The sequence below is a fragment of the Sphingobacterium micropteri genome, assembly GCF_014692515.1.
GTDB classification, from domain to species: domain Bacteria; phylum Bacteroidota; class Bacteroidia; order Sphingobacteriales; family Sphingobacteriaceae; genus Sphingobacterium; species Sphingobacterium micropteri.
In genome coordinates, this window is record NZ_JACOIK010000008.1 from 44,585 (window position 1) to 66,510 (window position 21,926).

A 21,926-nucleotide genomic window follows, 5' to 3' on the forward strand; every position below is an offset into this window, starting at 1 on the left:
AAATACATGAAGAACCATATAATTATTATTCGTAGTACAAACGCATTTTTTTCTTTCTTTGAAATGCGAATAGTTTTAGTATTTGCTTCCATTTTCGCCTACCAACTAATATTTAAAGTATATTCTCTATTATAAACTCCTCTAATTGCGCTGATCTCATATCTACCCGCTGAATGACCCGCTCGCTGTTTACCAAATATGATGATGGATATTTGTATATATTGTATTTGTTTACTTCCGTTTCAGCATCCTGAAGTTTAATCATCGTCCAATTTATGTTATGCTTATTCAACACTGCGTTGAGATCAGTTCTTACATCGCAGATTCCTACAAATTCTACCTTATCCTTATATTTGTTCGCAATGCGTGTTAGATTTGGTAAGTCTTGTAAACACGGGGCACATGTCGTACTCCAAAAGTAAATAAAAATCAGTTTGTCCTGATCCACACTATCCAACGTCCACAGATCGCCGTTTAATACATTTCGTCCGGATAATGCAGGAGCTAAAAACCCTGCTTGATCGGAAGCTTGGTGAACATTTCGATTATCTTTTACTGTCTTGATGGTATCAGTCAACATAGCAGCGCCTTCAATCTCTATAAATTTCCCGTCATACAAAATGCGGGATAGTTTGAACGTATCGTCTCCCAAATTAAAATATTGTCCTTCTAAAACTCTCTTTTCCGGCGGTAACGCAGAAAAATAAGGTCTAGCAGGCACAACGAAAGCACCTCTATCCATTATATTTTTACAGAAATAATATGTATTGTTTTGGTATTTTAAAGTTGATAAATAAAATTGCGGGAAAGAAAAATAAACATTGTTATTAATCTCCGATACGGAAATAATTAAGCTGTCGTTATGAACTTTGCCACCGTACCAATATTGATAAAAAACATAGTCTGGATTATTTGGTACGGAGGATGAATTATTTCTTCTACCAAGAGGCCTCACCACATCATCGCCAAAATCGTTATTCTGATTTCTATCAATTATATAATGCATTCCCAGACTATCTCTCCCTATCACGACATTAATCCCGCAAGCCAGAGGTTCTTCTGCGTAATTCAACGAGTCTTTTAGGTCAATTTCCTCCGTTTCCAGTAGTTTGGCTAGACTTGAGCTCATCGTATCCAATCGCTGTACTGATTGGTAGATTAACTGCTTCGGATTTAATTCATAGTAATATTCTCGAACATCGGTCCAGTTTTCGGGAATATTTTTAACAGCAGGATATAATTCTTTTCGTTCACTATCTCGTTTCTCACTTATACCGAACGAGGTAATTCCATGAGGTCCGTAGCCATCAACTTTTTGTAATTCGATAGTAGTCTTCTCTTGAGAAAACAGCAATGTTATGTTAAAAATGCTATAAAGTAACAGGAATATCTTCTTCATTCTCAAAAGTTCAAGTTTGTGGTAATAGCTTATAACGGTATAATATACAACAATAATAAGAATTATTTCCTTTACTCATTTATTATGAGGCATTTTTGGTTTCAAGCATATAATATTTATTTCAGTGTATAATGGGTTATATCCATCTTTTTTGGAGTTAAGATATTGCAAAGTTTATTATATATTTCAAATGTTTGGTCAATAAAGTTAACAAGTTGAATAAAGTCAGGGTTGATGTTTAATGTTCGGTTATTGTTATAAAAATGTTAGTCTTTTTTTAGCATTTTATATACTATGTTAAGGTAAGTTTTAGTTTATTTGAGATAATTTATCTCAGACTAAATAACGAAATACGAACACGCAAACGAATAGAGAAATACCATTTACATTTTCCCATCCATTAATCATCTTGACACAGGAAAATTATATAAGATACAAGCTAACAATGACATACGTAGATAAAATATATGGAGAAGTTGAATTTTCAGGGGTAATTGAAGAAATTATCAAGACCAATGTTTTTCGGCGGTTGAAGAAAATTCATCAGGGAGGTTCTATTTTTTTAGTTAACCCCAAAATAAATCATACAAGGTTTGAACATTCGATTGGCGTGATGCTCATCATAAAAAAAGTGGGTGGTAGTCTTGAAGAACAAATCGCTGGATTGATTCATGATATTTCTCATACGGCATTTTCCCATTTAATTGATTATATACTTGAAATCGAAGGTGAAGATTACCATGAACATAGATATGCTGAAGTTTTAAAAGATCGTGAATTGGCTGCTGTATTGAATAAATATCGAATTGATGATACCCTGTTGGCTGATTTGGATAAATTTAGACTATTAGAATATCCACTACCTTACTTGTCAGCGGATAGGATAGATTATACACTTAGGGACATGTTTCAAATTGGGAAAATTTCACTTGCAGAGATTTCTTGGTTTATAAATGGTTTAGTTGCTTTTGATAATAGAATTGTCTTGAAATCCAAAGCGTATGGAACATGGTTTCAGGAACAATACAGCTTCCTCACAGCTGAATATTTTGAAGACGTAAAAAATATAGAGATAAATATGATAATGAAGACGATCATTAAAGATTGTCTACAAAATGGAATTATTGAAGAAAGGGACTTTTTCAAGGACGACTTTTATCTTATTGACAAAATAAATCAAAAATCAGATTTAAGGCAATGGATTGATCGGATTAGAGTTAATGGGTTAAAAAATGAAAAGCTAACAACTAAAAAAAGAATAGTAGACCCTGAAATTATGGTAAATAATAAAATTTTGAGATTATCAGAAGTGAATTAAAATAGTTCCACAATGGTCATAATCCTGCCCCATATTGAGACTTTTTTTGATAGGGAGATGGTCGTTTCAGTCCTCAGAATGCAAACGGAATAACTTATTGTTCTATAAATTTAAGGTTATTAAAATGGCTTAAGAAATTCCTGCCTCAGGGCATCCATTTTTTCAAACTGTTCCGCGGATACTTCTACATATTTCCCGGAGACAATATCCAGCAGCATGTTTTTCTCTTTTGCGTAGACGGGTAGCCATATTGGTTTTTCAGCAGCGTGTCGCATATCGCGAGCAATCTTGTCGAATAGCCTAGGAATACACTCCCACTGCAGGATTTCCTCCGCAGGGAGTTCTCCCAACATCTGATAACAGTATTGCATAGCGGCGGAATATTGCTCCCGGTTATTTACGTATAGGTCTCCCCTGCTCCGTACCATCAGTTTTTCGCCTTCCGTTGTAAGAACAACCGGACGGATCGGTACGCCGCTCAATTGACTTAATATGGCCATTCCCATGCGTACCTCCAGAGGTTTATTATATAATTGAACCTGCGTCCATCCTCTCTCTCCACTACCTCCTTCTTCTCCATCGACATAACAGATAACGTGATATCCTTTTTTTAACAGTTGTTTTAGCTGTATAAGGGATTTTGAGCTGCTGGACCTTACAAACTGCAGTTCGCTCGCATTCGGCTTCCGCCCGAAACTTCTTTTGAACTGCTGCATATACGTCGGATATTGCTCTTCAAACACCTCGTCTTTCAGCAAGATGGCAATACCATATCCGCGCCGGATAAGTGCTCGCGCCATGATCGCATAAGGGCCGATATGGAAACATGCCCATATCCGGGGACCATCCACTTTGGGCAGCTGTTTTTCCAATTGTGGAAGAAAGATATTGTCGTGTTTGAACGGTTCTTGTCGGAGATATGTTTGATGGATGTATATGATCGTCAATATCGATTCGTAACTATCCACTAATTTCCAATGGTAGAGCATTGAAGCTAGTTTGACGCTCTGGTTCCAGAAGATATGATTCTCTTTTGCCACAGGTGTTACCGATAACGCACTTGATGTGCTGTTCATGTTTGATTTCAGTTAGTGAAAAGGGTGTCCGGATCACCCTTGATTTGGGACTAACTTGATTTAAATGTAGTAAAGATTACATTTTCCATCGTTCTCAGTCAGTAGTATAAGACCTTGTTTTGCATCGAGTATATTCGAGGCTGTCTCTGCCACATTTTGGATTTCATGAATGAATTGTTCCATGTTCAATTAATTTATTTGGGTTTATGAAAAGCATCTATCGATCCTGGATAGATTGCCCTGTGATCACGGAACAAATATGCTGTATGTGGATGGAGAATTCCAAAAAAAACCGTGGACAGTAGTAAAACAGCGGTTTCGCCCCGGCGGAAAAAGCCGAACGGAAGAAAAGTGGAGGTTTCGGCTGAATAATGAAAGGAAAAGTAGCACGAATATTTTTCGACATATCTTACCAGCCTCATAATGGTATTAGTGTACGAACTAAGCAGAAAATCCATGTACCGATCGATGTCAAGAAAACGGCGGAGAAAAGATGGATGACCGAGCAACTCGGTCCTAGATCCGTAGAGGCACAGCCTAATATTCCGATCGATAATAACATTATAGACACCTTCGATATTGAGCCAGAGCCTCCAGGAGGTATGGGTGCATTCAGAAATTGGATCGGACAGAATTATAATTACCCTCTGGAAGCAACTAGAAATAATGTGAATGGTACAATCATTATCAGGTTTGTCGTGAATAAAGACGGCAGGCTTAGCGATTACGAGATCGTTAAGAACCTCGGACATGGTACCGCCGAAGAGGCCATAAGAATAATAAAAAAATCTCGCCCTTGGAAACCTGCCATTGCTGAAGGTAAACCCGTCAGAGCCAAGTTCACCTTACCAATTATATTAAACACGCATTAAATGACAGAAATTTGTATCCCTATATGGTGCTAGCAATAGAAAGTAAAGATCTAGACCGGAGGTGAAAATCTTCAACGATATGTTTTCGCTGATTACAGCGTAACTACCACTTTACCAACAGTATGTCCCGTTTCAATCTGTAAATGTGCCTTTGCCATTTCTTCAAAACTGAACACGTGCGAAACGTAAGGTTTTAAAATGCCTTTTTCTAATAGTGAGGCGATCTTCTGCATATCAGTCCCACTGGAATATACGGACATGAAATAGCAGGCATGTAAATGTTTTTCCTGAGCTTTGCGTTCATCTTCTTTTGTATGCCCAGAAGGCAAGGTAACTATTGTCCCAAACGGCTTGAGTACCTGCACTGACTTTTGAAAATTCTCCCCGCCAATGGCTTCCAAGACAAAATCAATATTAGATAGCTTCTCTGTAAAATCGATATGTTGGTAATCGATGTGTTCATCTGCGCACAAACCGAGAACAAAATCCCGATTGGTAGTAGACGAGGTAGCAATAACATAGGCCCCGATATGTTTTGCAATCTGCACAGCAAAATGACCGACGCCCCCCGAAGCCCCGTGGATAAGAACTTTGTCCGTAGGTCTTAATTTTCCATAGCTGTCAAAAGCCTGCCAAGCCGTTAACGCAGATAGTGTACTGGCAGAGGCTTCAATATGATTAATATTCCGAGGTTTCAAAGCAAGTTGTTCTGCCGGAGCGTTGACATATTCCGCGTACGCCTTACCATGACCAACAAAATTCACCATACCAAAAACCTCGTCACCAATTTTAAACTTGCTAACCCCACTTCCGACTTCTGTCACTTCACCCGAAATATCCCATCCCAAAATCAAAGGGTCATAATGGGCTAGATCTTCAGCCAACGGAGCCTGTCTGCTACGAACTTTCACATCCACCGGATTAACGCTGATTGCTTTTACTTTTATCAGCACTTCATGCACTTCAACATGTGGTACTTCAAGATTTCTGTAAACAAGATTTTCGGTGTTTCCAAATTTATCCAATACGATTGCTTTCATCTGCATTATATTTATTATGCAAATATAGACTGATAAATAAGCTTTAAACAGGTACATTTCAAGTGTATTTCGGTATCTTTGCAGTATGTCGAGGGAAAACATCCATCAATCAATCGAAGTGTTCTATGAGAAAGTGGACGAATGCCCGCTACGTGACCGGAAGTTTAATTTCTTTGAATTTGTGTACGTTATTTCGGGGACAGGTTACCACGTTGACAATGGAAACAGGTTTGCTTACCACAAAGGTGATATGTTCCTGATTACGCCAAACGACTGCCACGAGTTTGATTTGGAAACTACGAGTGAGTTTATGGTCATGCGTTTTGGTGAAAACTATATAAACGAATACCAATGGAAAAGTATAGACCACATAGAATGTATCTTATACTACGCATCGCATTTATCGGGATCCGTCCTTATAAATAAGGAAGATGCACAGATGGTTGATTTACTTATACAGAACCTTCAACAAGCGATAAAGCATCAATCCATATACAACGAAGACCTTATCCGCCATTTGGTCAACGCTATCATTGTAATTACAGGAAGAAACATTGCAATGGTCAAACCTAATGGCGTTTCTTCTAATTCAGACGGACGGATATTACAGATACTGGACTATATACAGGAAAATATCCGGCGACCGGATTTACTTAAAATCTCAGTAATCGCCGACCAATTTGGTATATCTCCTACCTATCTCGGCAGTTATTTCCGAAAACAGTGTAACGAGAGTATTCAGCAATATATATCCTCTTACCGCATTCGGCTGATAGAGCATCGATTAAAGTTCAGCGATAAAAGGATTCATGAAATAGCTGATGAATTTGGGTTTGCAGATGAAAGCCATATCAATAAATTCTTTAAAAGGCATAAAGGAATGAGTTTAAGAAACTTCCGCCTGAACGCTCAATAATCTTGATATTGGTCGATCTTAGATATTCAATAAAAGTCGTAAAGTCCAAGATCTTCATCCAGATTCGTCATGTCTACATTTATCGCTCTCTACCATACTGGTAGTTTGACACCGGACTTTGAGTTCATCTTATTCAAGAGCAGATGAAATGTATCTCGGTAAATATTCGAATTATTGGATTAATTTTCATGAAAATGATAAAGGAAAACGACATCTCCCAAATAAGCTGGCTTGACATGCCCTTTAATGGCTAATTTTGCCTGGATGACCGCTTTTATAGTACCTCTGAGATTGGTAATTGACTTTACGGTTGCCTCAAGCCGTACTTCACTGTCTACTGGCACAGCCTGACCGAACTTAAAATTCTCAATCCCATAATTGATTTCCATTTTTACATTTCTGACATCCGCAATCTGTTTCCACAGATAAGGGATAAGGGATAATGTTAGATAGCCATGTGCGATGGTCGATTTGAAAGGTCCATCATTTTGTGCTCTATCTTTGTCGACATGTATCCATTGATGGTCCAACGTTGCGTCAGCAAACCTATTGATCTGTTCCTGATCTATCTTATGCCATTCGGATACACCCACCATCTTTCCCTCATAAGATTTATACTCTTCAAAACTGTTAATAATCACCATAAAATAATCATAGATTGATAAATACAAGAAAGTTATTGTCGCAAGTATAAAAAAAGAACTTATAAAACGGAAATTTCAAAGGACAGAAATATGATCCTCCGAAAAGTTCATCATTTTATTTTAAAACCATGAAGAAAAATCTTAATTAAAATATAACTTTCACGCTAACGCCATAACATCTGATTCGTAGCTGTCTCTACGTGTTCCGAACCCGTATGCCGAATCACTAAAACACCGTTTCCAGGATTTTTCCCTACTTTATACCTTTTCCCATCGGTAGGAATAATATTGAGATCCCACTTGCCAGGATGGAAAGTGCCAGGATAATAATTGGCTGCTACCAAAAGATAGCGACCATCTGGTGAAAAGACGGCCTCCCTTTCTTCACGGTCGCTTTCGGTAACTTGTACTAGATCTGTCCCATCAGCATTCATTAAATAGATGTGCTTATCAATACGAAGCGCTATCTTGCTCCCATCTGCATTTACATTTATATTACCCCAATCCGAATAGCTTAATTCTTTTATGGGGACTATTGATGTATAGGGTGGATCACTTTTGAGAATAAAATTTTCGAAAGTAAATAGTATACCGCTATTCGGCAACCACACGGCCTTGTTGCCTAGCGTAAGTGCAGTATTATTTACCCTCGGGAGGTGATGTTTTACATTGCCGTCCGTATCAAGGATAACGATACCGTGTTCAAAATCTGGCTGTATAAGGATAAGGGACTTATCAGGCGAGAGTAATCCACTAATCTGGCGATCTTCTCCATTGGGATTGTTGTAAACAAACTCTTTCGCGATACTATTGTTCTCTGAGTTGACAAGTTTAAAGTTGACTCTGTCAAATTCTCCGGTAACAATTCCAGTTTCAAGCCGGATGTCTCCATCCCAACTGACGTCCCATCCATTTAGGGCATAGTTGTTTCGGTTGAAATATATACTTCGTGCATTGGTGTTAGGATCTAGTTTGTAGGTATGCTCTCCAGAATCGTACAACAATACGCCACTGAGATTATTATTTACTGGATTCTCTGACTGTCCGTCATTCTTCGAACAGCCTGCGATGCTCAACCAAAGCCCCACCGACAGTAATAACCATATATTTACATCTTTCATAACAAATACATCTTTGTTTATAAATCCGCATTCTTCTTTTATACAAATAAACACAAATCCAATCTTTAAGGGAATAACGGAAAACCAGTATTTTTTGCCCAGAAGAATCTATTACATGCCCCAAATCACACCATAACGTTCATTAATGGTGAATAAAAAAGCCTCTGTACCAGGTTATGCTCACTAGACTCAGCTTGCCAATCCTTGCGCTAATTTAAGTCGATATGAAAATAAAAAACAGATCCTTTACCAGGCTCACTTTCTACTTCAATTCTGCTTCCGTGCAGACGTAACAGTTCTGAAACCAGATAGAGTCCTATTCCAAATCCAGCAATATTTTTACGTTCAACCTCTTTAGCACGATAGAATCTCTTGAACAAGTTGGCTTGATCCTCAACGCTAATCCCTACTCCTTCATCCTTTACATAAATCCGTAGTTTGTCAGTATGACCTTCCCAGCCTAAAATTACGGATCCGCCCGAAGGTGAATATTTAATCGCATTGCCGACTAGATTTATTAACACCTGTCTCATTTTCTCAAGATCCGCATAAACCTCCACGTCCGCAGAACCAACAATTTCAAGCCTATGCTTCGAACTGATCAGATGTGCTTCTTCTATGACTTCGTCGGCTAATGATTTCAAGTTAAAGCGTGTCTTCCGTATATCGATCTTCCCCTCTTCGATACGGGATAGCCCAAGATAATCGATAATCATGGAGATCATTCTTTTTACGTAGGCTTCAATCTTCGTGCTCATGTTAAAGAAAGAAGGATCTTCCGCATTCTTGGACTTTTTTACCAAAAGCTGCGTATAAAGCAATATTGATGTTAGCGGTGTTTTGAGTTCATGGCTTACCATCGCAACAAAGTCATTCTTGCGCTTATCTTCCTGCTTTTTTTCGCTGATATCACGTGCTATCTTTGAGATACCGATAATACGACCGTCACGATCTTTTATGGGTGATATGGTCAGCGATACGTCTATCAGCATTCCGGATTTCGTTAGCCGCTTCGTTTCGTAGTGTTCGACACTTTCTCCATTTCGTAATTTAGATAAAATATGGTATTCTTCTTCCTTCCTGTCATCAGGTATAATTTTCATAATAGATTCTCCGATAATCTCCTGTGGAGAATAACCGAACAACTTATGTGAGGCACCGTTCCACGTCGTAATTATCCCGTCTAAGGTTTTGGCTACTATAGCATCGTTGGATGACGTGATGATGGCTGCAAGCAGTGCATTTTGCTCACCAGACCGGATAGTATCGGTAATATCTAACATGGTACCGATAAACCGGCTTAACGTCCTGTTTTTATTAACAAAGATTCTTCCTTGGATTCTGACCCAACACGGGCTGTTATCTTGGAACTTTCTGATCTTATATCTCACATCTATATGCCCTTCGCGTGAACCCCTTATAATCTTCTTTATCTTGGCCTCAACATCTAAACGATCCGCTATATCTATCCTTTCAATAAACTCCTGAAAAGAGATATGATCGTCAGGCCGAAGCCCCAGTATTCTTTTACATTCATCCGACCAATAGATAGTGCCCCGCTCCCGGTTCCAATCCCAGGTACCCAACTTTGTGGCATCGATTGCCAACCGCAATCTTGATTCGCTTTCCTGTAACTTTACCAATAGTTCTTCAGCAGGGCGAAGTTTAAAATTGTCACCCTCGTTTTCATTGCTGATATTTGTATGCTTTTTTCTATTTTTCATACTTTGTCATGACACATATGTATTCAGGGTCAATAAAATTAATACTTTTTCCTGTTATGGCAAACGCTGTTTTTTAGCGTGCTGTACGACGGTATGTATCCAACTGAGTTTAATGCATAGGTCGATTTAAAAGGTCATCTGCAAATTCATTGTCGTTAAATCCTTTAAAGTCTTCCGTATCCATCTTTTTCAAATTGCCAGATATTGTCCAGAACTTTCCGACAAGTCCCAATACAATTTCATTGTTCTCTTGTACTTCCAATTTTATAAATCCCATTTTTTCCAAACCTATTATTGTTAAGCTTTTCGGCACTGCGATGCTCCGTAATTTAAAAAGCCAATAGATAATCTTTCAGTTTCTGAAATCCAGACCCTTAATTAAAGGGAACACTTTGCCTGCAGAACTATTTATAATAATTTGTTCGGACGTCGAAACATCAAAAATCGGAAGATATTTCTCCTGTAAATCCATACCTAAGCTATCTTTTTTTATCCATTCATTCCATGTCAGACTTTCTTGACTGGACTCATTTGTTGTCAACGCTCCGTTCTTGGCTGTCGGGCACATAAAATTAATGGAAATCCTTCTCCTAATATTTTTATCAAATGTTGGCCTAACGAACTACTCGCTCCTGTTATCAAAATTTTTGTTTTCATTTTATCTTTATTTGATGTTAAGCTACCATAATAAGTATATAAGCAGCTAGATAGCATAAAAATGGCAGACAAAGTGCATAGAAAGCTGGCTTAATCAAAAACCGATACGCTATGAATGCAAAAACTCCACTGCAAAAAACCGTAAACATTAAAAGTAATCGCTCCGTTTTCAGGAGTTCAGCATGTTGGATTGCGAGATATCCGCCGATTACGCCCATAAAGAAAAGACCTACGCCGAAACCGACATTAAATCCAATCCAGGCTTTCCATACATTTGAATTCTCATCAACTTCCAGTTTGGAATTCTTCATCGTATCCATCAATTCTCGACTTTTTGGATACAGTTCTCGCGTAAAAAATATTCCTCTCACATGGAGCAGGCCTATCAATGAAATTGAAATTGAGCCAATAGCCCAAAGAATTATTTCTGTCATTAGTATAATCTTTAAGTTTCCTATTTTTTTAATTAAATTCATTACACAGTTTTCTTTTGAAATAAGCTGGTGTATTTAGCCCTCTAGGCAAATTACAATATCAAGGCTGAAATCTATCGGGAACCACTAATATCATTTGCTGGAAACATGCTGCAATTTTATCAGCTGATAGCTCAGATATCTTGCTATTTTTCTGTAAATAAAGTTTTTTTATTATACGCCTGGCTTGGCTCTTCCTAAATATTGTTTTTAAAACAGTCAATACATTTGTACTAGGGTTTCTAAATATGAAATAAAGATATCTGAAATACCTTTCCTTCATTTCTATCCCGATGCTACAGTTTTTCTTCTTAATAATCCCTAAAAGGGCTGATTTTACCGTTGGTGGAGGGGCAAAACTATGAGGAGCTATTTCGCATATTATTTGGAAGTCGTAAAATGTACGATAAAATAATTTAAGGGGATCCGAACCACCCTTTGATGTTAATTTGTAAGCAGGTTCAAATTGCATAATAAGGGATGCTCCTGCAAAATACTCCATATTAACATACATCAGGTATTTTAAAACTTTAGATGTGAGACAATAGGGAATATTAGCAACCACTTTAAAATTAACTTTTGGCACGTTGAAATTTCGGAAATCTCGGTAAATTATTTCAACGCATTTATTGTCGCCAAATTTTTGTTTTAAAAAATTAGCTAAAGTTTGATCGTTCTCAATAGCATATATTTTGTTACAACGTGCGAGTAAATGAGTAGTTATAAAACCTTTTCCAGCGCCAATATCTAAAACCGTATCATGTTTTCTGATATCAATAAAATTAATTGCGTCTGTTATCAGTATATGATCTATAGTGAAATGTTGCCCAGTAAATCGTACGGGTTTTCTGTTTTTTTTCATGAAAATTTCTTAGAAATGAATACAAAGACTCACATCGCGAAACAGCGATGACGGTAGTATTCGATCCAAGAAAATTATAACAGGAAATCATGCACACAAAAGCATATTGCTGAGGCGGCAATAATATTAATATTTACTCGTGAATAAGCTACCGATTGCTAAGCTGTAGCCCAAGGTCTATAAAAACCAAAAAATGATGTCAGTAACATATTATATTTTTTTGCATGAATAGTACAAATGTATAGATATTTGAATGATTTTAGAAAATTTACGCAGTATATCTTTTAGAAAAAACCACTGACTTGCAGGTTTAGGAATCATTTAACGCACATCAGATAGTAAAACTTAAGACACTAGCATACCTGATTTTCTAGTCTACCACCAGCATGGCTAACAAGGAGATGATCGAACTTGGTCGCGTTTCCTTATGGAAAGAGCGGGTACTACACGATCCGAAGAATGGTTTAACCGCATGCTAAGCGACTCAACAACCATGGAATCGGTAAAGCTGGAACATCTTATCCCCCTAACAAATATCGAATGATAAAATAGAATATGAGGCAATCACTGAATATACAAATGATTTAGGTAAATATTATCTTGCTCCGTAAACAGTGCTTTTGGGGTACCGTCAGTCCATAAAGTCGGAATCGACTTTCCTGCATTCAAGATATTTCCTAAAATATATACCTTATTATTAGAAATAGTAATACTCATAGCTCTAACACTTTGCCCATGGGTACTCAACTCGTATAATAGTTGTGTATTTCGGTATACTTTCGCAACGTTTATACCACTCTCTGATATGCTATTAGTTACAAAGTAATAATCATTTCCATTCACTGTTGCTAATATATTACTAACTCGCGCTCCAATGGCATGAGAAAATATTTCGTCGGTACCTTTCCAAACCTTCGCAGCATCTGTATTACGATCTACATTTCCGTAGCCCATAGTCAATACCTCTCCATTTTCAACGTGTATAAAAGTAGCTTCAGAAGGTGCATTATTAATAGTTTGCATAGTAGTTCCATACCATATGCTTGCTGCTTGTGCAAATTGTCCTGCTAAATAATATGCACCATCATACACTGTGATAGCACAAATGCCGGAAAACTGTAGTGCTCCGGAGTTTACTTTCTGCTCGCCGTTTACCCACAGTCTTTGATAAGGTCGGTTATCTTGATAAACCGTACCTGCCACATAGATATTTCCATTTTCTGCATAAATAGCCGTCGCAGTATTATTTTGAGCTGCACCAGATAGGTATTCTATCGTCCCGTTCTTCCAATATGCGACACGCGTTTTGTTACCTTCGGTATACTGACTACCTCCAACGTAGACATCCTTGCCCTGGGCGTGGACTGTCTTCGCATCGGCCGACTGGCTTGGAGATAATTTTATTACGGAATCTTGAACAACCAAGACAGCTTTCCGGTCGCGTTCGCTATATTTGTTGGTGAAGGAATATCCGGCATAATAAAATATAGGTTCTTTAAGATCATCATCTATGTTATTAGCATCTTTCTTACAAGACACTAAGCTTCCGAACAAAATCGCGATTACCAGAATTTTATTTAATTTCATACCGAACGTATTAAATGTATATATTATTCTATACAAAATTCCGAAGAATAATCTAGCGATTCGATAAAGAACGTTTAACAATCCATATACTTCGTTTATCAACGTATATACAAAGCATCTACGGAAAACAAGTTTACACTAAATATCCTACGAAACATTATCACGTTGTTATTTACTTATTTCAAAAAAACGAACGGTAACAAAAACTAAACATAGCGATAACACAGCTTTTTTGTCAAACAATTTGCTTTGCTATAGCTTTGCACAAGGACAATTTAACAACAGAATTCTCTCGATAATACTACTTACTTATGTTAGAATATTTGAAACGTAATTTGGGTTTAATAAGATTAGTGTTATATATAAGTACGATCGCTTTAGTCTTTTTAACGCCCATGGTTATTGGCTTTGTGGTTTTAAAACTTTTAGTTGTTCTATTTTTGTTAATAATTTTATACTATTTATATACAAGATTGGGGTTTTACAATATAAATTATCGAATTCCTGATATCCTCTGCATTTTCTGTTTAGTGAATCAAATTAGTTATATCAGCTGGACGTTTATTATACCGGAAATACTTTAGCTTTAGCGTTAACCATCCGATCTTCTGACTTGACATCAGATGTAAAGGATAATCAAGAGAGAATTTCTTGCCATACGATAACCTGACCTAAAGAAAGTTGTCATAATTTTATCATATATACTTGAACGAATGGAATGAAGAAAAAACCAGCAAATGAGATATGAGAAAAATAATTGCAGCAATCGACACAACGCTTGACGGGGTTTGCGACCATACCGTAGGAATTCCCGACGATGAACTACATCAATATTACGCAGGTTTATTAAGCAATGCCGATGCCATTCTATTTGGCAGGATAACTTATCAGCTAATGGAATTTTGGCGGACTTTGGTAGAAAAACCCTCTGGCGAAAAATCTATGGACGAATTTGCGACTGTAATAAATAACACTCCTAAAATTGTCTTTTCGCGAACGCTACAAAACATAGACTGGAAAAGTGCAAAGCTGGCGGAACGGACTATTGAAGAAGAAGTTTTAGAACTCAAGCAGCAATCAGGAAAAGACATTCTTATTGGCAGCCGCAGCCTTATTTTACAACTGATGAAGCTTAATTTGATTGACGAATACCAGCTCTGTATCCATCCAGTAGTTGCAGGTAGCGGCTTGCCGTTATTTGAAGACATAGATAGAACAGTTTTTAAGCTCATAAAAACAAAAATATTCAACAGTGGGGCGGTAACACTCTATTATGAGCGAGCAACAGCATAAATACTTCTCCGCCAGCGGATCCACTACGTTCCACCATCTTTGTTGGTTGGAAAGATCGTCTCTTACCGCAAAATCTAAATATGTACCATCTATTGGGGAAGCCATGTTACTAACGGTTTAGAAAAACATACAATATTTATGATTCCGTTCCCCGTGCGTAATAATATAATGAATCAATTCTTTTTTTTCATAAATACCATAACTTTGAGCAACTAAGCGATCAATATAGTTGGATTCCTCTGTCCAAAAAAGAGGCCATTCACTACTTAAGATAGTGATATTTTTCCAATTGTTCCAAACTACATGTTTCAATAACACTTTGATAAGAAATTACACCATCGAACACAATAGATATATCCCGATCAGTATCTACATTACTTAATAAAACAGTTAAGATATTAGCCTCGTCCCGCAGCGAATTCAAATAAAGTTGGTTAGGAATGTCATGTATCGGATCCCATTTATTAATTTTGCTATTAAGCATATCTAAATTTAGTAGTAGTTTTATCTGGATGCAATATTTCCAATGTTGGTCTACCGTCAGTCACCGCACCATTTCGCTAAATTTCTCTCCAATAGTTCATAAAATCTAAAAGCATTATATAATACGACAAACTCTAATATTCAATATTTAAAGCTGAAAACAAATTCTTTGGCGATAACAACCCTCTATTTGAGCTTATTGCATATGCAATAAGAAAATAATCTCTATTCTTTCTGTGATAAATAAATATCCCTAAATCAGTGCGCCCATCAAAGTCAATTATTTGGTTTTCTAATACATTTACTACAATTCCATCATAGTTTTTACTATGATTTCTCAGTTTAAACCCTCTAGAATTTTTTAACAATACAAACTTCGTCGAGTCATTTAACGTCATGACAGTTCTTCGACAGTTCGGCTCTGTGATTAAGCTGAATGGCTCGTTTACTAAATTACTGTAATCTATCGGAAAATTTACCGCTAAGTAGCCTCCTCCGTTACCTTTATAGGTTATATTGGGTGATATACCAAGATGGGAACTATTTTCAAAAGTCAAAAAATCTAGCAACTGCGTATGTTCGTGATTATCGCATGCGAAAAAAATCAATTTATATTTGTTTTCATAAAGTAACTCAACTACAGATCTATCCACTTTATTTACAAAAATGTCTACATTTTTTATTTTCGATGTATCCAGAGATAATCCCTCTATATAGTCTATCGGGATATCGTACACGTCGTGTAATATCGTACCACGATCACAACCTGACAACATAGCTATGACAACAGGAAGTATTAATTTTCTCATCTTTATTTAAAACTAAATATTTATCTGGAAAGTTGTGAAACCAAGGCGCAAGCAAAGGTAAAGCTAATCTCTTTATGTTTATAAAATTCTTCGCATTCAGGGCATCTTCCATCTGGATATGTAAGTCTTGCTGGATTATTCCAAGCATAAGCATACGGTGACTTATCAATTTGTTTATAATGATCTAGCTCCGTAATCGTAATCAGTTTATTACTTTTGGAAAAAAGCATATATCATACAATATATAGCATTAATCCAAAAAATTAAAAAAGATACAGAAATATATTTTGTATATCCAAGCCTTTTAGCGAGTCTATTTTGTATCAGTGCTAGAATAGGAAAAATTATGTACACAAGAATAAAAGTAGTTAAGTTATAACTTCCTGGGTATGGTAACTCAACACCAAAGAAGTTTAACATCAACATACATAAAGAGATATACGAAAGTATAACGCCCCACAGCATTATAAAAAAATTGACGAGTTTAATCATATAATCCACAATTGAAGTTATTTATTAAACAAACTGTTTATTTCTTCTCTAGTCAATGTGCGCTTTTCAGATTCGGTATTCTGTCGGCGAAGAGGTGAACAGACTTGAGTTTTTTTTCGAGAAAATCGCGAATCAGCTCACCGAAGAGGTGGAATACAAAACCTCGACAATTTCTACGGTATTGGAACCCTTAATTATCATTTTCTTGGGATTGGTGGTAGGTTTGATCTTAATAGCCATGTACTTACCTATGTTCCAGATGAGTAATAGTTTTTGAAAAAGCTTATATATACTTCAAAACTTCCTTTGGCACCAACGCCGATACATCACCTTGGTGATGCAAAATATCCCGGACAATGGTCGAAGATATATGCGCCAACCCAGATTTCGCCATCAGAAAATACGTTTCGATCTCCGGTGCAAGCAAGAGGTTGTTTTGTGCGATGGCATTCTCAAATTCAAAATCGGCGGTATTCCGTAACCCACGAAGCAGATACTTCGCTCCTATTTCCTGGCAAAAATCAATCGTAAGACCCGAAAACTGCGCCACCTCTACCCTTTCATTCGATTGGAATAGATCTGAAATGGCTTTTACCCGATCATCAAAAGACATCAACCCTTTTTTAGTACTATTTATCCCCACCGCGATGACGACCTCGTCGAATAACGATAGTCCTCTCGTTACAATATTTTGGTGAGCATACGTAAAAGGATCAAATGATCCGGCGAAAACAGCAATGTTCATATTCAATAAGCATTAAAGGTTTACGAATCCAGTTTAAAAAAGCTAAATGAAGAATAGCCATATTTCCTTGTTTCTATATAAAACGGCGATTCATCCATTTTTCGTGTAGAAGGATGTTCAATCACCATCGTTCCACCCGGCTTCAATAAGCCTTTTTCCAGAATCAAGTTGGCTAATTGCGGTAAGGATGGTAGATCATACGGTGGATCGGCGAAAATAAAATCATATTGATTTTTACAAGCTGCAATAAACTTCAGTACATCCGCTTTACGGGTTCGAATAACCTCGATATGCAGCTTCTTCGCCGTATCCTTAATAAACTGCAAACATTTAAAGTGAATATCCACCGACTCTACCGATAGCGCTCCCCGTGAGGCCAGTTCAAAACTGATATTGCCCGTTCCAGCAAAAAGATCAAGGCAATCGCATTCGTCCAGCGCGATCCGATTATCCAATATATTGAACAGCGCCTCTTTGGCGATATCCGTCGTAGGGCGCACCGGTAAGTTGGCTGGTGGAGATAACCGAAGTCCTCCATATTTTCCGCCTATGATACGCATAAAGGAGCATCTGCTATGAAATTCAACTTACCGACTTCCTGCTGTACACCTTCATCATCAGCGTGCAAATCTGTCCGGCCTTGGATAAACTCTACACGATTGGCAAAGTGAGTAAGTGCGGCACTATATGCATGTTGGGCATCGACACCGGAGATCAATATCTTATGCAGTTTAATATGTAAATCAAAAGCTTGGCAGGTAGTCAATACAAAATAATTTAAATCGTCTACATGCTGTATATCGAACACATTATAAAACAGGAATTTTCCATTTTTGAAAGCAAACAGTTCTACCTGCGTATTATTGAAATGTGCTCCCAATACTTCGCCCTGCATGGGAATATAAGTTTGTACCTCGTCTAAAAGAAGCTGAAAATCAGCCACAAATTTTGCACGGGGAAAGATGGCACGCCAGCGGTTGTACAAAAGCAAATCAAATTGATAACAAGCTGTTATAGCTAGATTATCTAAACTATGAATTTGAGTACGGTCGGTATGGTCGTCCAGTAAAAACTCTTGATACAACGGATGGTTTTCTGCCTGATATACTTCCGTTGGGATAAACACTAAACTTTGTACCGGCAAGCTGATGAACACATACTGAAACGGCAAGCCCAGCAACTTGACCGCTTCCACGTCGGGTTCATTTGTGGGATAACGGAACATCGCCTGAACCTGTCCAGACTCATCGACAACGATCAATGTATCTTCTAAAAAATCAGCTTTTACGAACAGCTTATACTGTGGTATATAATGTAAATGGAAATGCTTTGATGTGTATTTCATACCATGGGTTGTTGAAGTCCCTCAACAAAATTAGCTTTTCCAATCGATATGACCAACCTTTTGCATAACTTTGATTATGCATATTCAGAACCTGCTTATCCAACAGTTTGTATGGCAACCTACCTTGCAACAGCAGGAATCATTTTCGCTTTTAGACGAGTTCTTATCGACATTTCACCCGAGTACATGTTTTCTTTTGAAGGGTTATGCGGGTACGGGAAAGACCACGATTATCAGCGCATTGGTAAAAATTTTGCCCACGCTTCAGAAAAGATCGGTCTTACTGGCGCCTACTGGACGCGCTGCAAAAGTTATGCGGCACTATTCAGGCAGAAAAGCATTCACCATCCATAAAAAGATATATCGCAAAAAATCTGCAGCTACCCTCGAAATGGATTTCACCTTAGCGGAGAATCTACATGAAAACACTTTATTTATTGTAGATGAGTCTTCTATGATCTCAGATGCCGGCGAGCAATTCTTTTCTCGAAGTTTACTGGACGATTTGATTCGCTATGTGCAATCAGGCGAAAACTGCTGTCTTTTATTTGTTGGGGACACCGCACAATTGCCACCTGTGGGCATGTTGGAAAGCCCAGCTCTGGATCCGAATTACCTCGAAGCGAACTACCACTTACGGGTTTTTCATTATGAGCTTCGCGAGGTTGTACGGCAGCAAAAAGCATCGGGTATACTTTATAATGCCACCAAAGTACGTAACGATATCCATTGGGAAGATCAGGGTGGCGCACTCCCTTTTCCACAATTCCATACCAAAGGGTTTACGGATATTTTTCGCATGAACGGTGATCGGTTATTGGAGGGACTACACTATAGCTATGACCATTTTGATATCGAAAACACCATCGTGATCTGCCGGTCCAATAAATCTGCCAATTTATATAATCAGCATCTCCGGAATCAGATTCTCTTTCGCGACGAAGAAATTACAGGGGGCGATTTGGTGATGGTCGTACGGAATAATTACTATTGGCTTCAGCAACATGACGAGAAAAACACGGGGTTCATCGCTAATGGCGATCTGGCAAAAGTTCGGAAGGTCAGCAATATACACGATCAACATGGTTTCCGCTTCGCGGATGTATCGCTGGAATTTATAGATGATGACGAGCTGGAACCCGTGGTATGCCGTGTTCTGCTCGATAGTTTACACGTAGATGCACCCAACATGCCGCGTGAACAACAGCAGCAACTATATGAATCAATTGCGCTAGACTATGCGGATATACCGACCAGAAAAGATCGCTTGGAGGCCATTAAAAAAGACCCTTATTATAATGCCTTACAGATTAAGTTTGCTTACGCGATCACCTGCCATAAAGCACAAGGTGGACAATGGCCTTGTGTGTTTGTAGATCAAGGTTATTTAAACGACGAGATGCTCAACATGGAATTTTTACGCTGGCTTTATACGGCTATTACCCGTGCCACAGCACAATTGTTTTTGGTTAACTTTAATCCTAAGTTTTATGGAGAATAAGGATTTTGAGCCGCAACTTGTTCAATTTCTAAAAGTCGATATCCGGCGATATCCGGCAAAATCATTTAATCTGGATTTTATCCAGATACAGGGTTTCACCGTAGCCAGCTTGCTGGCGTATTCTTACCATCCTGACAACCAAGTTTCTTTTCGGGCAGCATGGTTGCTCGAACATGTTTGTATACAACAACCTGCGCTCATTGCTCCCCTATATGACTCCTTCCTTATCGGATTATCAAAGCAAAAGCATTGGGGAACCATACGGAGCTACACGAAAATAGCGATGCTGGCTACTGATTTCAAAACAGCTGTCCCGCAAACGCACGATCAGGAGGAAATTTTAGTAGAACAAACGTTTAATTGGTTAATCCATCCGGCGTGTCCCGTGGCGGTTCTCGTTAATTGTCTGGATATATTGTGTAATTTACGGAAGAACAATCCTTGGATCACCACAGAATTGAAAGAACAAATCCACCACCTACTCAAAAATCCGACCCCAGCATTAGCTAGCAGGGCAAAAAGAGTGTTGAAGAAAATCGCTTAAAATAACGTATTGCCTCGATGGAACGTATTTCTCCCCAGGTGTTTGAACGCCAGTTCGGTACATTCACGACCGCGGGATGTACGCATCAGGTAACCTTCTTGAATCAAAAACGGTTCATATACTTCCTCAATCGTTCCTTCATCCTCTCCTACGGCTGTAGCGATCGTTTTTAGTCCGACGGGCCCACCTTTGAATTTATCGATGATGGTGATCAGAATCCGATTATCCATTTCGTCGAGCCCATTTTCGTCCACATTCAGGGCATTCAGGGCATACTGCGCGATAGCCCTATCAACGGAGCCATTACCCTTAATCTGCGCGAAGTCCCGCGTTCGACGCAATAGCGAATTGGCAATACGAGGTGTGCCCCGGCTTCGTCGTGCAATCTCATACGCCCCTTCTTCCGTAATTGGTGTATTTAAGATATGAGCCGATCTTAGTACAATTGTAGTCAACAACTTAGCATCGTAATATTGAAGTCGTGAATTAATTCCAAAACGGGCACGAAGCGGTGCTGTCAACAATCCAGATCGGGTTGTTGCGCCAATAAGCGTAAAAGGATTCAATGAAATCTGAACGGAGCGGGCGTTGGGACCGGTTTCCAACATAATGTCAATTTTGAAATCCTCCATCGCCGAATACAAGTATTCCTCTACCAGCGGACTTAAACGATGAATTTCATCAATGAACAAGACATCGCCTTCTTCCAGATTCGTTAGTAAACCCGCTAAATCCCCTGGCTTATCCAATACCGGACCGGATGTGATTTTGATGTTCACGCCCATTTCATTCGCGATAATATGGGATAACGTGGTCTTACCCAAGCCGGGAGGGCCATGTAACAACACATGGTCTAAAGCCTCGCTGCGCAATTTTGCAGCTTTAACAAAAATAGAGAGGTTTTCTAAAATTTTCTCTTGCCCGGTGAAATCCTCGAAGACCTGCGGACGTAAAGCCCGTTCTATATCCCTATCAATGGAATTTAGCCTTTCTGGATTCGGATCAAGATTTTCATTCATATATAC

At 38.3% G+C, this 21,926-nt stretch carries 23 protein-coding genes; 7 read left to right on the forward strand and 16 right to left on the reverse strand.

The genetic code is table 11. The annotated features are described in order from the left end of the window. Positions 1–112: 112 nt before the first annotated feature. Entirely contained in the window at positions 113–1,399 is a 1,287-nt protein-coding gene (locus tag H8B06_RS12020) for a TlpA family protein disulfide reductase (protein ID WP_190994523.1), read from the reverse strand. A gap of 445 nt (positions 1,400–1,844) precedes the next feature. Here H8B06_RS12020 and H8B06_RS12025 point away from each other — a divergent pair, with 445 nt between their 5' ends. After that, on the forward strand, positions 1,845–2,717 hold the full coding sequence (locus H8B06_RS12025) for an HD domain-containing protein (protein WP_190994524.1): 873 nt from the start codon (positions 1,845–1,847) through the stop codon (positions 2,715–2,717). Between the two features lie 119 nt (positions 2,718–2,836). Here H8B06_RS12025 and H8B06_RS12030 read toward each other — a convergent pair whose 3' ends face one another. Further along, on the reverse strand, positions 2,837–3,793 hold the full coding sequence (locus H8B06_RS12030) for a lysophospholipid acyltransferase family protein (RefSeq protein WP_190994525.1): 957 nt from the start codon (positions 3,791–3,793) through the stop codon (positions 2,837–2,839). Positions 3,794–4,164: 371 nt separating this feature from the next. Between H8B06_RS12030 and H8B06_RS12035 the strand changes: the two genes are divergently transcribed. Then, positions 4,165–4,665 carry an energy transducer TonB gene (locus tag H8B06_RS12035; protein WP_190994526.1) on the forward strand — a complete coding sequence of 167 codons (501 nt, stop codon included), beginning with the start codon at positions 4,165–4,167 and terminating at the stop codon, positions 4,663–4,665. A 92-nt stretch (positions 4,666–4,757) separates the two neighbouring features. Here the strand turns inward: H8B06_RS12035 and H8B06_RS12040 are convergent, their stop codons facing one another. After that, positions 4,758–5,705 carry an NADP-dependent oxidoreductase gene (locus tag H8B06_RS12040; RefSeq protein WP_190994527.1) on the reverse strand — a complete coding sequence of 316 codons (948 nt, stop codon included), beginning with the start codon at positions 5,703–5,705 and terminating at the stop codon, positions 4,758–4,760. 85 nt (positions 5,706–5,790) lie between these two features. Here H8B06_RS12040 and H8B06_RS12045 point away from each other — a divergent pair, with 85 nt between their 5' ends. Then, positions 5,791–6,621 carry an AraC family transcriptional regulator gene (locus tag H8B06_RS12045; RefSeq protein ID WP_190994528.1) on the forward strand — a complete coding sequence of 277 codons (831 nt, stop codon included), beginning with the start codon at positions 5,791–5,793 and terminating at the stop codon, positions 6,619–6,621. 179 nt (positions 6,622–6,800) lie between these two features. On the opposite strand, the gene H8B06_RS12050 is transcribed toward H8B06_RS12045, so the two are convergent. From H8B06_RS12050 to H8B06_RS12080, 7 genes are all read right to left on the reverse strand, one after another. After that, positions 6,801–7,265 (reverse strand): MaoC family dehydratase, encoded by a 465-nt coding sequence (locus H8B06_RS12050; RefSeq protein ID WP_190994529.1) that lies wholly within the window; start codon positions 7,263–7,265, stop codon positions 6,801–6,803. A 164-nt stretch (positions 7,266–7,429) separates the two neighbouring features. Next, a complete protein-coding gene (locus tag H8B06_RS12055) occupies positions 7,430–8,386 on the reverse strand; it encodes a TolB family protein (protein WP_190994530.1) in 957 nt (318 codons plus the stop codon). Positions 8,387–8,595: 209 nt separating this feature from the next. Then, the gene (locus H8B06_RS12060; RefSeq protein ID WP_190994531.1) at positions 8,596–10,110 is read right to left on the reverse strand and encodes a sensor histidine kinase; all 1,515 of its coding nucleotides are present in this window, start codon (positions 10,108–10,110) and stop codon (positions 8,596–8,598) included. A gap of 109 nt (positions 10,111–10,219) precedes the next feature. Next, the gene (locus H8B06_RS12065; protein ID WP_190994532.1) at positions 10,220–10,387 is read right to left on the reverse strand and encodes a hypothetical protein; all 168 of its coding nucleotides are present in this window, start codon (positions 10,385–10,387) and stop codon (positions 10,220–10,222) included. A 397-nt stretch (positions 10,388–10,784) separates the two neighbouring features. Next, a complete protein-coding gene (locus H8B06_RS12070; protein WP_190994533.1) occupies positions 10,785–11,201 on the reverse strand; it encodes an LIC_13387 family protein in 417 nt (138 codons plus the stop codon). Between the two features lie 100 nt (positions 11,202–11,301). Further along, a complete protein-coding gene (gene erm, locus H8B06_RS12075; protein WP_190994534.1) occupies positions 11,302–12,102 on the reverse strand; it encodes a 23S ribosomal RNA methyltransferase Erm in 801 nt (266 codons plus the stop codon). Positions 12,103–12,666: 564 nt separating this feature from the next. Then, complete coding sequence (locus tag H8B06_RS12080) at positions 12,667–13,689, reverse strand: hypothetical protein (RefSeq protein WP_190994535.1); 1,023 nt, start codon at positions 13,687–13,689, stop codon at positions 12,667–12,669. Between the two features lie 744 nt (positions 13,690–14,433). On the opposite strand from H8B06_RS12080, the gene H8B06_RS12085 reads away from it, so the two are divergent. Continuing rightward, positions 14,434–14,982, forward strand: a complete 549-nt coding sequence (locus H8B06_RS12085; RefSeq protein WP_190994536.1) for a dihydrofolate reductase family protein — start codon at positions 14,434–14,436, stop codon at positions 14,980–14,982. Between the two features lie 262 nt (positions 14,983–15,244). Here H8B06_RS12085 and H8B06_RS12090 read toward each other — a convergent pair whose 3' ends face one another. Beyond that, positions 15,245–15,466, reverse strand: coding sequence for a hypothetical protein (locus H8B06_RS12090; protein WP_190994537.1), 222 nt, complete (start codon positions 15,464–15,466; stop codon positions 15,245–15,247). Between the two features lie 133 nt (positions 15,467–15,599). Then, positions 15,600–16,274, reverse strand: a complete 675-nt coding sequence (locus H8B06_RS12095) for a hypothetical protein (RefSeq protein WP_190994538.1) — start codon at positions 16,272–16,274, stop codon at positions 15,600–15,602. Between the two features lie 586 nt (positions 16,275–16,860). On the opposite strand from H8B06_RS12095, the gene H8B06_RS12100 reads away from it, so the two are divergent. Then, a complete protein-coding gene (locus tag H8B06_RS12100) occupies positions 16,861–17,043 on the forward strand; it encodes a type II secretion system F family protein (RefSeq protein ID WP_317170899.1) in 183 nt (60 codons plus the stop codon). 6 nt (positions 17,044–17,049) lie between these two features. Here H8B06_RS12100 and coaD read toward each other — a convergent pair whose 3' ends face one another. From coaD to H8B06_RS12115, 3 genes are read right to left on the reverse strand one after another with little or no spacing between them, the layout of a single operon-like run. Continuing rightward, on the reverse strand, positions 17,050–17,511 hold the full coding sequence (gene coaD, locus H8B06_RS12105; protein ID WP_190994539.1) for a pantetheine-phosphate adenylyltransferase: 462 nt from the start codon (positions 17,509–17,511) through the stop codon (positions 17,050–17,052). Between the two features lie 20 nt (positions 17,512–17,531). Beyond that, positions 17,532–18,071, reverse strand: coding sequence for a 16S rRNA (guanine(966)-N(2))-methyltransferase RsmD (rsmD, locus tag H8B06_RS12110; protein WP_190994540.1), 540 nt, complete (start codon positions 18,069–18,071; stop codon positions 17,532–17,534). After that, positions 18,059–18,856, reverse strand: a complete 798-nt coding sequence (locus H8B06_RS12115; protein WP_190994541.1) for a DUF3822 family protein — start codon at positions 18,854–18,856, stop codon at positions 18,059–18,061. Before H8B06_RS12115 ends, rsmD begins: the two co-directional genes overlap by 13 nt. Positions 18,857–18,932: 76 nt before the next feature. Between H8B06_RS12115 and H8B06_RS12120 the strand changes: the two genes are divergently transcribed. Beyond that, positions 18,933–20,357, forward strand: a complete 1,425-nt coding sequence (locus H8B06_RS12120; RefSeq protein WP_190994542.1) for an ATP-dependent DNA helicase — start codon at positions 18,933–18,935, stop codon at positions 20,355–20,357. Beyond that, positions 20,347–20,901, forward strand: a complete 555-nt coding sequence (locus tag H8B06_RS12125) for a hypothetical protein (protein WP_190994543.1) — start codon at positions 20,347–20,349, stop codon at positions 20,899–20,901. Before H8B06_RS12120 ends, H8B06_RS12125 begins: the two co-directional genes overlap by 11 nt. On the opposite strand, the gene ruvB is transcribed toward H8B06_RS12125, so the two are convergent. Further along, on the reverse strand, positions 20,898–21,920 hold the full coding sequence (gene ruvB / locus H8B06_RS12130) for a Holliday junction branch migration DNA helicase RuvB (protein WP_190994544.1): 1,023 nt from the start codon (positions 21,918–21,920) through the stop codon (positions 20,898–20,900). The genes H8B06_RS12125 and ruvB overlap by 4 nt on opposite strands. Positions 21,921–21,926 lie beyond the last annotated feature (6 nt).

Bases quoted from the DNA above. Each gene is read 5' to 3' on its own strand.
- H8B06_RS12060 (WP_190994531.1), bottom strand. From the start codon at position 10,110: ATGAAAAATAGAAAAAAGCATACAAATATCAGCAATGAAAACGAGGGT.
- H8B06_RS12090 (WP_190994537.1), bottom strand. From the start codon at position 15,466: ATGCTTAATAGCAAAATTAATAAATGGGATCCGATACATGACATTCCT.
- H8B06_RS12125 (WP_190994543.1), top strand. From the start codon at position 20,347: ATGGAGAATAAGGATTTTGAGCCGCAACTTGTTCAATTTCTAAAAGTC.
- H8B06_RS12070 (WP_190994533.1), bottom strand. From the start codon at position 11,201: ATGACAGAAATAATTCTTTGGGCTATTGGCTCAATTTCAATTTCATTG.
- H8B06_RS12035 (WP_190994526.1), top strand. From the start codon at position 4,165: ATGAAAGGAAAAGTAGCACGAATATTTTTCGACATATCTTACCAGCCT.
- H8B06_RS12020 (WP_190994523.1), bottom strand. From the start codon at position 1,399: ATGAAGAAGATATTCCTGTTACTTTATAGCATTTTTAACATAACATTG.
- ruvB (WP_190994544.1), bottom strand. From the start codon at position 21,920: ATGAATGAAAATCTTGATCCGAATCCAGAAAGGCTAAATTCCATTGAT.
- H8B06_RS12050 (WP_190994529.1), bottom strand. From the start codon at position 7,265: ATGGTGATTATTAACAGTTTTGAAGAGTATAAATCTTATGAGGGAAAG.
- erm (WP_190994534.1), bottom strand. From the start codon at position 12,102: ATGAAAAAAAACAGAAAACCCGTACGATTTACTGGGCAACATTTCACT.
- H8B06_RS12025 (WP_190994524.1), top strand. From the start codon at position 1,845: ATGACATACGTAGATAAAATATATGGAGAAGTTGAATTTTCAGGGGTA.
- H8B06_RS12085 (WP_190994536.1), top strand. From the start codon at position 14,434: ATGAGAAAAATAATTGCAGCAATCGACACAACGCTTGACGGGGTTTGC.
- H8B06_RS12095 (WP_190994538.1), bottom strand. From the start codon at position 16,274: ATGAGAAAATTAATACTTCCTGTTGTCATAGCTATGTTGTCAGGTTGT.
- H8B06_RS12030 (WP_190994525.1), bottom strand. From the start codon at position 3,793: ATGAACAGCACATCAAGTGCGTTATCGGTAACACCTGTGGCAAAAGAG.
- coaD (WP_190994539.1), bottom strand. From the start codon at position 17,511: ATGAACATTGCTGTTTTCGCCGGATCATTTGATCCTTTTACGTATGCT.
- H8B06_RS12115 (WP_190994541.1), bottom strand. From the start codon at position 18,856: ATGAAATACACATCAAAGCATTTCCATTTACATTATATACCACAGTAT.
- rsmD (WP_190994540.1), bottom strand. From the start codon at position 18,071: ATGCGTATCATAGGCGGAAAATATGGAGGACTTCGGTTATCTCCACCA.
- H8B06_RS12055 (WP_190994530.1), bottom strand. From the start codon at position 8,386: ATGAAAGATGTAAATATATGGTTATTACTGTCGGTGGGGCTTTGGTTG.
- H8B06_RS12040 (WP_190994527.1), bottom strand. From the start codon at position 5,705: ATGAAAGCAATCGTATTGGATAAATTTGGAAACACCGAAAATCTTGTT.
- H8B06_RS12065 (WP_190994532.1), bottom strand. From the start codon at position 10,387: ATGGGATTTATAAAATTGGAAGTACAAGAGAACAATGAAATTGTATTG.
- H8B06_RS12045 (WP_190994528.1), top strand. From the start codon at position 5,791: ATGTCGAGGGAAAACATCCATCAATCAATCGAAGTGTTCTATGAGAAA.
- H8B06_RS12080 (WP_190994535.1), bottom strand. From the start codon at position 13,689: ATGAAATTAAATAAAATTCTGGTAATCGCGATTTTGTTCGGAAGCTTA.
- H8B06_RS12120 (WP_190994542.1), top strand. From the start codon at position 18,933: ATGCATATTCAGAACCTGCTTATCCAACAGTTTGTATGGCAACCTACC.